Annotated in this window: 11 protein-coding genes; 9 read left to right on the forward strand and 2 right to left on the reverse strand. The window is 63.9% G+C overall.

Annotation, left to right across the window (positions count from 1 at the left end; translation table 11 throughout):
* Nucleotides 1–53: 53 nt before the first annotated feature.
* Nucleotides 54–2432, reverse strand: coding sequence for a mechanosensitive ion channel domain-containing protein (locus tag ACR0J1_RS09590; protein ID WP_480732392.1), 2379 nt, complete (start codon nucleotides 2430–2432; stop codon nucleotides 54–56).
* A 352-nt stretch (nucleotides 2433–2784) separates the two neighbouring features.
* Between ACR0J1_RS09590 and ACR0J1_RS09595 the strand changes: the two genes are divergently transcribed.
* From ACR0J1_RS09595 to ACR0J1_RS09630, 8 genes are read left to right on the forward strand one after another with little or no spacing between them, the layout of a single operon-like run.
* Nucleotides 2785–3999: a glycosyltransferase family protein gene (locus tag ACR0J1_RS09595; protein WP_480732390.1), complete on the forward strand. Its 1215-nt coding sequence runs from the start codon at nucleotides 2785–2787 to the stop codon at nucleotides 3997–3999.
* Nucleotides 3996–5246 (forward strand): glycosyltransferase family 4 protein, encoded by a 1251-nt coding sequence (locus ACR0J1_RS09600; RefSeq protein WP_480732389.1) that lies wholly within the window; start codon nucleotides 3996–3998, stop codon nucleotides 5244–5246. The genes ACR0J1_RS09595 and ACR0J1_RS09600 overlap by 4 nt, the downstream gene beginning before the upstream one ends.
* Entirely contained in the window at nucleotides 5246–6322 is a 1077-nt protein-coding gene (locus ACR0J1_RS09605) for a glycosyltransferase family 4 protein (RefSeq protein ID WP_480732387.1), read from the forward strand. Before ACR0J1_RS09600 ends, ACR0J1_RS09605 begins: the two co-directional genes overlap by 1 nt.
* Nucleotides 6319–6903 (forward strand): histidine phosphatase family protein, encoded by a 585-nt coding sequence (locus ACR0J1_RS09610; protein ID WP_480732386.1) that lies wholly within the window; start codon nucleotides 6319–6321, stop codon nucleotides 6901–6903. Before ACR0J1_RS09605 ends, ACR0J1_RS09610 begins: the two co-directional genes overlap by 4 nt.
* Nucleotides 6900–8042: a glycosyltransferase family protein gene (locus ACR0J1_RS09615; RefSeq protein ID WP_480732384.1), complete on the forward strand. Its 1143-nt coding sequence runs from the start codon at nucleotides 6900–6902 to the stop codon at nucleotides 8040–8042. Before ACR0J1_RS09610 ends, ACR0J1_RS09615 begins: the two co-directional genes overlap by 4 nt.
* A complete protein-coding gene (locus ACR0J1_RS09620; protein ID WP_480732382.1) occupies nucleotides 8039–8806 on the forward strand; it encodes a polysaccharide deacetylase family protein in 768 nt (255 codons plus the stop codon). The genes ACR0J1_RS09615 and ACR0J1_RS09620 overlap by 4 nt, the downstream gene beginning before the upstream one ends.
* A complete protein-coding gene (locus tag ACR0J1_RS09625) occupies nucleotides 8803–9279 on the forward strand; it encodes a class I SAM-dependent methyltransferase (RefSeq protein ID WP_480732380.1) in 477 nt (158 codons plus the stop codon). The genes ACR0J1_RS09620 and ACR0J1_RS09625 overlap by 4 nt, the downstream gene beginning before the upstream one ends.
* Nucleotides 9280–9302: 23 nt before the next feature.
* A complete protein-coding gene (locus tag ACR0J1_RS09630; protein ID WP_480732378.1) occupies nucleotides 9303–9986 on the forward strand; it encodes a DUF1045 domain-containing protein in 684 nt (227 codons plus the stop codon).
* 145 nt (nucleotides 9987–10131) lie between these two features.
* Here the strand turns inward: ACR0J1_RS09630 and ACR0J1_RS09635 are convergent, their stop codons facing one another.
* On the reverse strand, nucleotides 10132–10536 hold the full coding sequence (locus tag ACR0J1_RS09635; RefSeq protein ID WP_480732376.1) for a VOC family protein: 405 nt from the start codon (nucleotides 10534–10536) through the stop codon (nucleotides 10132–10134).
* A gap of 351 nt (nucleotides 10537–10887) precedes the next feature.
* Between ACR0J1_RS09635 and rpe the strand changes: the two genes are divergently transcribed.
* Nucleotides 10888–11577: a ribulose-phosphate 3-epimerase gene (gene rpe / locus ACR0J1_RS09640; protein WP_480732374.1), complete on the forward strand. Its 690-nt coding sequence runs from the start codon at nucleotides 10888–10890 to the stop codon at nucleotides 11575–11577.
* Nucleotides 11578–11587 lie beyond the last annotated feature (10 nt).

Raw genomic sequence — 11587 nt, forward strand, 5'->3', positions numbered from 1 at the left:
CGCTTTGGGCGGTGTCGCGTCAGCGACGCAGATCAAAGGGGCGGGAGACCGCCCTAGCGGTCGTCCCCTCCGGGTCCGATATCGTCCAGATAATCCTCGTCAATCGCCGCCTGAACCGCACCCGTCACGGCCTCGCGCTGCTTCGGCGTCAGGTCCTCGGCTTCCTTGTCATCGGCCAGACGCACGGTAACCTCGCGGTGCGCAAAACGGATGCCTTCGCGGGCAAACAGCTCGCGAATGTCCTGATAGACCTTCTTGCGCACCAGCCACTGATCGCCGGGTTTGGTCATGAACTTGACCCGGATGATCATCGCGGAATCCTGCATCTCGATCACGCCCTGAGACTTCAGAGGTTGGATGAAATTGTCCCCGATCACCGGATCACTCAGCAACTCCTGCCCCAACTTCTTGATCAGCTTGCGCACCTTCTCGACATCGGTGTCATAGGTCACCCGCAAAGGCAGCTTCATGATCACCCAGTCACGGGAATAGTTGGTCAGCACCTTGATCTCACCAAACGGAATGGTGTTCAGCGCCCCAAGGTGATGCCGCAGTTGGAAGGACCGGACCGAGATCTTCTCGACCGTGCCTTTCACGTCACCGATATCGATATATTCGCCTTTCCTGAACGCATCATCCATCAGGAAGAATGCGCCCGAGAAGATGTCTCGCACCAAGGTCTGCGACCCAAAGCCCACGGCCAGACCGACCACACCGGCACCGGCGAAAAGCGGGCTGACGTTGATCCCAAGCTCCATCAGCACGATCAGCGCAATGGTCACCACAACCACCGCCAATATCGCCCCGCGGAACAGCGGCAGCAACGTGGCCAGACGGCTCTGCCCGCCCTCGCCACCTTCATCGCCCAGCTCGGCCTCGGCACTGCCATCATCGGTCTCTTCGGCGATCTTGCTGTCGATCCAGACACGGAAGAAATGAAACAGGATATAGCCGATGAACAGGATCACCATCACGTCCAGCGCACGCCCGACCGGTAAATCCTCGCTCCAGCTGGCTTGAGGATTCCAGATCACCACCAGCGCATAGGCCCCGACCACAAAGGCCAGAATTCCAGCCACGCGGCGGGCGAGGTCCTCGTAGGTCAGGATCGCATATTTGCGCTTTTCGGCCTCGGGCGTGGCGGTCTCGGCCTGTTCCTCGGCTGCCATCTCGTCGGCTTCGGCGTTCAGCTCCTCAATCTTGCGGTTGCGGTCAAAATAGCGTTCCAGCAGATAGTTCATCGCGCCATAGGCCACCACGACGGACATGAAGATCGCATAGCTGCTGGCCACGATCGGGACCGAGTCCTGCACCTCGAGCACCAGATCCACCGCCAGCTTGAACCAGCTGAACACCATGTACAGGATCAGCACCGGGGCCCAGGCAAACGAGATAAAGCGCGAAATCCACGACACCTGATCCGGCGCACGACCGCCCCGGATTGCGTTGGAAATGGCACGCGCGTTGAACAGGATCATCAGCACATTGCCCAGCATCCCGATCAGGGTCAGCCCGCCATAAACCATCGCATAGACGTTATAGTTCAGCCCGAAATCCGCCACCCAGGTCGAGAACAGAACCACCGAAATATCATAGGTCGCCAGCGCCGACGCCCAGACATACAGCCGTTTTGCGTCACGGTCGGAAAAGGGCGGCAACCGGTACTGGCTGAGATAGGGCGACAGAACCATGCGCCACAGATCGGACACCGTGCGCGCCAGAAAGAACGCCGTGAAGATGGCCGTCACCGTGAACTGGATCGAGATATCCTCGGCCTCGCCAAAGAACAGGTACCCGACGATCAGCGCCATCAGCATGGCAAAGACCGTCCCGCCGATCCCCATCAGAAAACGGAACACCAGAAACGGCATCTTTTCCCGATAGCCGTGCGGCTGTTCCTTGATCCGCGCCACGACAAAGCGCTTGGCGATGCGTTTGCCGTAGATTTCCGTGGACAGCCAGCGCCCCAGCAACAGGAACAAAACATTCCAGAACAGGACTTCCACATAGGTCTGGATGCGCCCGTCCGGGCTTGTCTGCCGCAGCACATAGCGCACCTCGAAAACCGAATACGGCAACGCTTCAAGCCGCGAACGGACGGATTCTCGGAACTCGGAAAAACGCTCCTGCGCCTTCATAAGTTGCGAACCCCCGGCCATCGGGTCCGCCGCGGCCTGCTCGGCAGTTGCCCCACCCGAGCCGGGTGTCGAAACCACCTGCCCGGCGCTGTCGATCACGATGACGCTGGCCCCTGCCTCGGTCGCGGAACGAATGGCCGCCGCCACATCGCCGTCCGCGGGGGCCGTCTCGGTCTCTTCCGTGGCACCGGTGGGATAGCCCGGGATAAGCGATTGCGCTGTGGCTTGGGTCACCAAAACCAGCGTTGCAGCCCAGAATGCCAGAACCAGCCCGGCCAGAATAGTCTTGTTCATGATGCGCTTCATCCAATTCGCAGTTGCGCATAAGACTACAGAAGCCGCCCTGCGGGTTCAAATCTTCCCACACGCCTTCACAACATCCGGCTGGCCCCGTGTTCCCGGCGCAATGGTGGGATAAAGTGTTTCCAAGCCAATGAAAATTGAATATGACCGCGTCAGGCGCAAGGGGACGGTCCATGGTGAAACACTGCGCCCACGATTTACCGGGGAACCGGTTGTTGCCAATTGGCCATGAGCGACAGATTTGCGCAGCGACATTTGTCGCTTTTGGCAAGCGGGCACCGAACATATAGGATAACAGGGGCAAACGCGCGGATTTGCACCGGACTCTGGAACAGGCAAAGGCATGAGCCTAGGAACAGCACACGAAAAACAAGGCCGCGCCCCGCGCATCCTGCTTTACAGCCACGACACGTTCGGCTTGGGTCACCTGCGCCGGTCGCGGGCACTGGCCGCGGCGATCACGCAGGCCGATCAGCGGGCCTCGGCGCTGATTCTGACCGGCTCGCCGGTTGCAGGCCGCTTTACCTTTCCCCGCCGCGTCGACCACGTGCGCCTGCCCGGCGTCACCAAACGCGCCGATGGCTCTTATGCCGCGCGAACGATTGGGATGGGTATCGATGAGGTGACCGAACTGCGTTCGAGCCTGATCCAGACCGCGGTCGAGCAGTTCGACCCCGACGTGCTGATCGTCGACAAGGAACCCACCGGGTTTCGCGGAGAATTGCTGCCCACGCTGGAATATCTGGAACATTCGTGCTCGACCAAACTCGTGCTGGGCCTGCGCGACGTACTGGACGAGCCGGAAGTGCTGGCCGCCGAATGGCAGCGCAAGGATGCGGTCGCCGCGACCGAGCGGTTCTACGACGAGGTTTGGGTCTATGGCCTGCGTTCGGTCTATGACCCGACGCAGGGCCTGCCGCTCAGCCCCGCCGTACAGCAGCGCATTCACTGGACCGGCTATCTGCGGCGCGATCTGGGCCCGATCGGCGAGTCGCCCGAACAGCCCTATATCCTGATCACCCCTGGCGGCGGCGGCGATGGCAAGGCCATGGTCAACCTTGTCCTGTCGGCATACGAGAAAGACCCGACCCTGTCGCCCCGCGCCGTGCTGGTTTACGGCCCGTTCCTGTCGGGTGAACTGCGCGACGATTTCGAAACCCGCGTTGCCGCGCTGAACGGGCGGGTGACCGCGGTCGGCTTCGAATCCCAGATCGAGACCCTGTTTGCCGGTGCTGCTGGTGTCGTCTGCATGGGCGGCTACAACACGTTCTGCGAGGTCCTGTCCTTCGACAAGCGCGCCGTGATTGTCCCACGCACGACCCCGCGCCTTGAACAATGGATCCGCGCCTCGCGCGCCGAGGATCTGGGGCTTGTACGGATGCTGGACGAAACCCGTGATGGGCTGACGGCGGATGCAATGATCCGCGCGATCCGCGACCTGCCGGGGCAGCCGCTGCCATCGCAGGCCATTCGGGCCGGGTTGCTGGACGGGCTAAAATACGTCACTCACCGCGTCGATGCCCTGCTGGGTGCAGAACAAGAGCGCGCCACCGGATGACCGCCAAAAGCCCTAAGCTGGCGGTGTTGGTCAAGGGCTGGCCACGCCTGTCCGAGACGTTCATCGCACAGGAACTGGTGGCCCTGCAGGAGGCCGGGCACGCGTTCGACATCTGGTCTCTGCGTCATCCCACGGACATCAAGCGCCACCCGCTGCATGACCGCTTTCGCGGGCAGGTGCATTACCTGCCGGAATATCTGCACGACGAGCCCGAACGGGTCGCCGAAGCCCGCCGTGTCGCCGCCCGGTTGCCCGGCTATGATCAGGCCTATCAAATCTGGCGGCACGACCTGCGCCGCGAGCTCACGCATAACCGCGTTCGCCGCTTCGGGCAGGCCTGTGTTCTGGCCGCTGAGCTGCCTGCACAGACGCAGGCGCTCTATGCCCATTTCCTGCACACTCCCTCATCGGTCGCCCGCTATGCCGCCATCATGCGGGGCCTGCCGTGGAGCTTTTCGGCCCACGCCAAGGATATCTGGACCTCTCCCGACTGGGAAAAGCGCGAGAAATTGCAGGCCGCCACGCACGGTGCCGCCTTCGGTGCCACCTGCACAGCCATCGGGGCCGCGCATCTGCGCGATCTGGCGGATGACCCTGCACGGGTCGACCTGATCTATCACGGGCTGGACCTGTCGCGCTTTCCCGCCCCGCCCGACCGGGCGCCGCGCGCGACCGAGGGGCCGTTTCACATGCTCTCGGTCGGACGGCTGGTCGAGAAAAAGGGGTTTGACCGGCTTATCCAGGCTCTGGCCCTGTTGCCGGATTCCGTCAATTGGCACTGGACCCATATCGGCGGGGGCACGCTGAGCCAGACGCTGAAAGCACAGGCCGATGCTGTGGGACTGTCGCAGCGGATCAGCTGGAAAGGGGCCTGTGATCAGCCCGAGGTGATCGACGCCATGCGCGCCGCCGATCTGTTCGTCTTGCCCAGCCGCATCGCCGAAGACGGTGACCGTGACGGGCTGCCCAATGTGCTGATGGAGGCCGCATCCCAGCGCTTGCCCATCCTCTCGACACCTGTGTCGGCGATCCCGGAATTCATCGAAACCGGTGTGCATGGCCTTCTGTCTCAGGACGATCCTGTGTCGCTGGCAGCGGCGATGACTGACATTGCCCAAAACCCCGACCGGGCCGCGCAGATGGCTGCAGCAGCCCACGATCGCCTGATCGCCGAGTTCCGCATGGCCCCCGGGATCGATCGTCTGTCGGCCCGGCTAAGCGCCCTGTGCGATGGGGCCCTGTCCTGATGGCGCGGGTTGCCTTCTACGCTCCGATGAAGCCGCCCGACAGCCCCAAGCCCTCGGGCGACCGCGAAATGGCCCGGAACCTGATGACAGCTATCGGCGCGCAGGGCGATCTCGTCGAACTGGCCTCGCAGCTGCGGATCTATGACGGCGCGGGCGACAGCGCGGTGCAGGCCAACCTGCGGCAGCAGGCACAGGCCGAGGCGGCGCGGCTGATCGCCGACCTGCCCGACGATACCAACCTGTGGGTGACCTACCACAATTACTACAAGGCTCCCGATCTACTGGGGCCCGTGATCAGCCGGGCGCGCGGCATCCCTTACGTGCAGCTTGAAAGCACGCGGGCCACCAGCCGACTGACGGGGCCATGGTCCGGGTTTGCCCGCGATGCGCATCAGGCCAGCGATGCGGCGCTGGTGATCTTTTATCACACCGCCAACGACCTGATCACCCTTGAACGCGAGCGCTGCGGCACGCAAATCCTTACCGAACTTCCCCCCTTCCTGCCGACAGCCGACTTGCCCCCCGCCTCGACTGGAACCGGCCCGATGCTGGCGGTCGGCATGATGCGGCCGGGCGACAAGCTGGCGTCTTATGCCATTCTGGCCGAGACGCTGGCCAGCCTGAGCGGAGCGTGGCAGCTGAACATCGCCGGGGACGGCCCCGCCCGCCCGCAGGTCGAGGCGCTGATGGCCCCCTTCGGTGGCCGGGTCCGGTTTCTGGGTCAGCTTGACCGGGCTGCGCTGCAGATCGTCTATCGTGACGCCTCGGTCTTGATCTGGCCCGGCGTCAACGAGGCATACGGGATGGTCTATCTTGAGGCGCAGGCCAGCGGCGTGCCGGTCGCCGCTCAGGACCGCCCCGGCGTGCGCGACGTGCTGATGCCATCGGACCACCCGAGCGCCGACGCTGGCCCCAAGGCGATGGCTGCGCGTATCCAAACCTTGCTGACCGATCCCGACCTGCGTCAGAGCGAGGGCGGTCGCGCCCGCGACTACGTCGCCCGCCGTCATCTGATGCCCGCCGCCACCGAACGCTTCTGGACTACCGTTCGCCCCCTATTGGAGACTGCCCAATGACCCGGCTCGCCCTGTTGCGCCATGGCCATACCAGTTGGAACCGCGCGGGCCGCATTCAGGGCCGCAGCGATATTCCGCTTGACTCCGAGGCGCAGGCCGAACTTGCGGGCTATTGCCTGCCGCCGCCCTGGGACAACGCATCCCTCTGGTCCAGCCCCCTTGGCCGGGCGGTCGAGACGGCACGGTTGGTCTCGGGTCAGGACCCGCAGACATCGGCTGCGCTGACCGAAATGAACTGGGGCGAATGGGAAGGACAGCGCGGGGTCGACCTGATTGCCGAGGCCGACAGCGGCTATCGCCATATCGAGGAGTGGGGTTGGGATTTCCGCCCACCGGGCGGTGAAAGCCCCGCCGACCTCTGGACCCGTATCGCGCCTTGGCTGGCAGGGCTGAAGGGGGACAATCTTGCCGTCTGCCACATCGGCATCATGCGCGTCATCCTCGCAAAAGCCTGGGGATGGGAGTTCTCGGGCCCCGCCCCGTTCAAGATTAAGCGAAACCGGTTCTATGTGGTGGAGCTTGAGGCCATGAAACCGGCCGCCGACCCTATCCGCCTGATCCCGCGCGAGGTCACGCGATGAAGGTCATGATCGTGGTCACGCATCTGCTGGGCACCGGCCATCTGAGCCGGGCTCTGACGCTGGGCCGGGCGTTTGCGCAGGAAAACCACGATGTGTTTGTCGTTTCAGGCGGAATGCCGGCGCCGCAGCTTGATACACGCGGCCTGACCGTGCTGGGGCTGCCGCCGCTGCGTTCGGACGGCACCAACTTCACACGGCTGCTGGATCAGTCGGGCGCGGTGGCCGGTCCAGACCACATGGCCGCCCGGTTGATGGCCTTGACGCAGGCGGTACGCCGGTTTGAACCCGATGTTCTGATTACCGAACTTTATCCTTTTGGCAGGCGTGTGCTGGCCGACGAGTTCTTGGCCGCACTAAAGACGGCTCGGGACCTGCCACGCTCGCCCGTCATCCTGAGTTCAATCCGCGATATTCTGGCCCCTCCGTCGAAACCCGAGAAAGCTGCCCGTGCTGACGCTGTCGTGGCGCAGTTCTATGACGGCGTTCTGGTCCATTCTGATCCAACCATAGCACCGCTCGAGGTCAGCTGGCCCGTCTCTCAGGCGCTTGCCACGCGTCTTCATTACACCGGATTCGTGGCCCCAGCGGCCCCGCTGCCGCATCCCGACGGCATTGGGCGCGATGAGGTATTGGTCAGCGCGGGCGGTGGCTCGGTGGGGCAGCCGATCTTCCGCGCGGCCATCGAGGCCGCCCGGAAGATGCCCAGCCGGCGCTGGCGCCTGCTGGTCGGTGGACAGGATGCAACCGCACGCATTGCCGAACTCTGGGAACTGGCCGAAGGTGCCCCGGTGACGCTGGACCCCGTGCGCCCCGATTTCCGGCAGATGCTGCCTCTGGCTGCCGCGTCGGTCAGCATGTGCGGTTACAACACCGCGATGGACCTGTTGCAAAGCGGCACTCCGGCCGTTCTGATCCCGTTCGATGATGGCAACGAGGTGGAACAGAGCCTGCGCGGGCAAAGCCTGTCGCACCTGCCCGCGATTGAGGTTTTGCCGAGCCGGGATCTGACCGGCGCGACCCTTGCAAACGCGTTGACGCGGGTCATCAAAGACGGGCCGCGCGACCCGCTGACCAATGCCTCCGACGGTGCGCGGCAAACAGTCCGGATTGCCACGGATTTGCTGGAGGCCAAGCGATGACGCCCGACTGGCAACCCTTGCTGAACGAACTGGATCGCTGGCGCGCCGAAGGCCTGTCGTTACCTCTGTGGTGGCGCGACGACGATGCCGTCACCGTCACACCGCATCTGGAGCGGCTGACTGCCTTGTCGGAAACGCTTGGACTGCCGGTGCATCTGGCCGTGATCCCTCGGGATGCGGACGCAACCCTTGCAGCATATGTGGCAGATAACCCGCACCTGGTCCCGGTTGTACATGGCTGGGCACATCGCAACCATGCGCCGACCGGCGAGAAAAGCTCGGAGTTTCGCCTGCATCGTCCCATCGCCGCCATCGTTGATGAGGCCCGCTCGGGTCTCTCGCGTCTGCAAGGCCTGTTTGGCGCACGGCTGCGCCCGATGTTTGTGCCTCCGTGGAACCGGATCGCGCCCGAGGTGGCCGCGCATCTGCCCCGCCTCGGGTTTCGCATGCTGTCCACCGCCACACCGCGCGCGGCAGCTGAGGCTGCACCGGGGCTGCAGCAGATCAACACGCATCTGGACCCAATCAACTGGCGCGGGACGCGCGGATTGGCCAATCCTGCGCGCCTGATCGATCAGACGGCGGACCTGCTGCGCGACCGACGCGAAGGCCGTGCCGACAACACCGAGCCCTTCGGCATATTGACCCACCACCTTGTCCATGATGAAGACATCTGGACCTTTACCCATGACCTGCTGCGCCGATTGCTGGACGGCCCTACGACCGTCTGGACCGCGCCCACGACCCCAAGGAGTGCCCCATGAGCCGACTGGATTCCATGCTACGCCGCCTGACCGCGCAACGCGACGGGCTGAACTGGGCCGCACGGCAGATTGATGGCCAAGACGGCGACGTTCTGGACATGGGGCTGGGCAACGGTCGCACCTATGACCATCTGCGCGAGATCCTGCCTCAGCGCCGGATCTGGGTGATGGACCGGGTGCTGCAATGCCACCCGGACAGCACCCCTCCGCCCGAAGACTTTCTGCAGGGCGAGGCCGAGCCCATGCTGCAAAAGCTGGCGGAACGTGGCCCTACAATCGCCCTGGCGCATTATGATTTCGGGCGGGGGATCAAGCATGAAGACGTGGCCGAAGCCGCCCGCCTCAGTCCCTTGATCGCGCAGGTGATGCGGCCCGGCGCGTTGCTGATCTCGGGTCAGCCACTGGAAGGGTTCGCCCAGATCAAGGGCCCCGAGACCATCGCCCCCGACCGCTATCTGTTCTACCGCGCATAGAGGCGGCCAAGCAGGAGGCCAATGTGACGTTCAAGCGATACGCGATCTATTTCGCACCGCCCGCGGGCGCTGAGTGGACGGTCTTCGGCGCGCATTGGCTGGGCTGGAACATGGAACACGGCCAACCTGCAGCGCATCCCGATATCGAGGGCGTGGATCTCCCTGTCGTCACCGAAGCTCCGCGCAGATACGGCCTGCACGCCACGCTGAAGCCGCCGTTCCCTCTGGCCCGCGACCAGACGCTTGCCGCTTTGCAGAGCGCCTGCGCCCGGCTGGCCGCGCGGCAGGCCCCGGTGGTGTTGGACGGGTTGGAAATCGCCCGGATGGGCCGCTTTCTGGCGCTACGCCCGCTGGGTGATACACATGCGTTGAACGCGCTGGCCGCTGCCTGCGTACGCGATCTGGATCCGTTCCGCGCACCCGCGTCCAAGGCCGAATTGGACCGCCGCCGCACCCCCGGTCTGACGCAGGTGCAAGAGGCCAACCTTGCCCAATGGGGTTATCCTTACGTGCTGGAGGCGTTCCGCTTTCACATCACACTCAGCAGCCGGCTGGACAAGCCGAGCCTGACGCGGGTGCAGCAGGTATTGGAAACCCGGCTCGCCCCGCTGCTACCTGCGCCCTTCCGCATCCCCGATCTGGCCTTGACGGGCGAGGCACCGGACGGGCGGTTTCACCTGATCCATCGCTACGCCCTGTCTGGCTGACGGCGCATCTGCCGGAGTTCAGCTTCTGGCACAGCCAAAACCCTCGCCGCCCTCGCTCTGGGGTCGGGTGAGGGCGCGGCGCGCGGGCTTGGGCATGGCAACCGGAGGCCGGATAGACGTCCAAGCCGACGGCCGCCATGTGTCTCTATCTGGGGTCGTAGGCAAATTCGATCCGGTTGCCGCCGGGTTCGCGAATCATGAAATGGATCTTGGGCCCTCCGCCCGAGGGTTCGGGGCTGAACTCGACCTCCACGCCGGGCCAGTTGCTGACCGTCTCGAACACCTTATCCAACGACTCGGCCGAGGGGATTTTGAACGCGACATGATGCAGGCCCACATTGGCGTGACGGTCAAATGCGCGCTGATCCTCGCCCTTTTGCTGCCACAAGGTCAGCACCGCCGACCCGTTGCTGATAAAGACCGACGGGTATTCGGGCCGCCCGCCGACCACCTCCCAACCCAGCGCATCGACAAAGAACCCTTTGGTCTCATCGAGATCCGCAACCGTCAGGCCCAAGTGATCGATTCCCAGAACGTGTTCACGCATCATAAAAGCATCCTCCTTGCTTAAACGCCCTTCGCACCCCGCCGCACGGCGGGACCGGCAATGATCGGCATCTGAGCACACCTGCAAACGCTTGCCCACGCCATCCGCGATAACTTCATCGAGATAATTTCACCGCCGGGAACCGAGCATCCAAATGACGAGCCGTGGTGACCTCGGGCTCAAGCCAGCAGTCGCGCCACTGATCCTTCTGACAAACAGCATGTTGACTGCCATCCGCCGCCGCAGGCCGGTACCAGATCGGCAAATTCCGCAGCACAGCCGTCGGGTCTACACTTTGGCCACCATCACCGTTATACGCGCCAAACAGACTCACCTTCTGCCATGAGGCCCACCATGAGCTTTGACCGCACCATCAAGATCGCGCCATCCATCCTGTCCGCCGATTTCGCCAATTTCGGGCAGGAAATTCAAGCCATCGAAGCGCAGGGGGCCGATTGGGTCCATATCGACGTAATGGACGGGCATTTCGTGCCGAACCTGACCTTTGGCCCTCCGGCGCTGAAGGCCTTCCGTCCGCATGTGAAAACGGTAATGGATGTGCACCTGATGATTACTCCGGTCGATCCGTATATTCAGGCCTATGCCGATGCCGGGGCCGATGTGCTGACCGCCCATGTCGAGGCTGGCCCACACACCCACCGTACCCTGCAGGCAATCCGCGCCGCCGGGATGAAGGCAGGTGTGGCGCTGAACCCGGGCACTCCGGCTGAGGCGGTCGAGCATCTGCTGGATCTGACCGATCTGGTCTGCGTGATGACCGTCAACCCCGGCTTTGGCGGGCAGAAATTCATCGACATGACCGCCAAGATCCGTCGCCTGCGTCAGATGATCGGAGACCGCCCGGTGCATATCGAAATCGACGGGGGCGTCGACCCGCAGACCGCACCGTTGGTGGTGGCCGCAGGGGCCGACGTTCTGGTTGCCGGGTCTGCGGTATTCAAGGGCGGATCGGTGTCCAATCCCGAGGTCTATGGCGAGAACATCGGCGCCGTGCGGGCGGCAGCTGAAGGTGCGCGAACATAAACGGGGACCC

The sequence above is a fragment of the Ruegeria sp. CJ3 genome (genome assembly GCF_056536725.1).